Here is an 849-nt window from a genome sequence, read left to right on the forward strand (position 1 = left end):
TACGATTAAATCGCTCAACATATGCATTTTGCTGTGGATTGCCTGGTTGACTAAATACATGCTCAATACCATGCTGATCACACCACTTTTCCATCAGCTCACTTATATACTCTGGGCCGTTGTCGGTCCTAATGCGTTTAGATTTGCCTCGCCATTCAATGAGCTGATCAAGTGCTCTCAGCACACGTTCTGCTGGCAATGAAAAGTCAATCAATATATCCAATGACTCGCGATTATAGTCATCAATCACGTTGTGAAGTCGATAACTACGTCCATCACTGAGTTGATCATGCATAAAGTCCATTGACCATGATTCATTCTTAGCTGTCGGTACTGCAAAGGGTTCTGGCTGTTCTCGTTTAATCCGCTTATTAGGCTTGATTCTTAAATTAAGCTCAAGCTCCTTATAAATGCGATAGACACGTTTATTTAGCCGCTCATCAGCATACATGCGTTTTAAACGGGCATTTTCAGCCTCAAGTTCTTTAAGCCGCGTCATCATTGAAAGATCCATGCCGCCATATTTGGACTTCCACTTGTAGAATGTGAGCTCATACCATGTTCGCGGCATAAGTTCGGTATGGGTGTTCCTGCTTCAGCTTGCTTCAAGATACTCATGATCAAGCTGTCTGAATACTTAGATGTTTTCATAGAAAATCTCCTTAAATCAAGGTTATTCGATTTTCTACTTTTAAACGCAATTATTTTTAGGGGGGATTACCGATAAACAAAACCCAATTAAAGTACAGCAACTTTCAGATCAAGAACGTATTAAACAACTCGAACGTGAAAATAAAGAACTGCAACGTGCTAACGAAATTCTACGTAAAGCAGCCGCTTTTTTCGCCC

2 pseudogenes are annotated in these 849 nt (G+C 40.5%); one reads left to right on the forward strand and one right to left on the reverse strand.

From position 1 onward, the window contains the following. Positions 1-651 (reverse strand): annotated as a pseudogene (locus tag ACEO2X_RS13950) (DDE-type integrase/transposase/recombinase); the annotation flags it as partial. Between the two features lie 71 nt (positions 652-722). On the opposite strand from ACEO2X_RS13950, the pseudogene ACEO2X_RS13955 reads away from it, so the two are divergent. Continuing rightward, positions 723-849, forward strand: a pseudogene (locus tag ACEO2X_RS13955) (IS3 family transposase); the annotation flags it as partial.

Origin of the sequence: Acinetobacter sp. AL9 (assembly GCF_041464035.1) — a bacterium.
GTDB lineage: Bacteria > Pseudomonadota > Gammaproteobacteria > Pseudomonadales > Moraxellaceae > Acinetobacter > Acinetobacter towneri.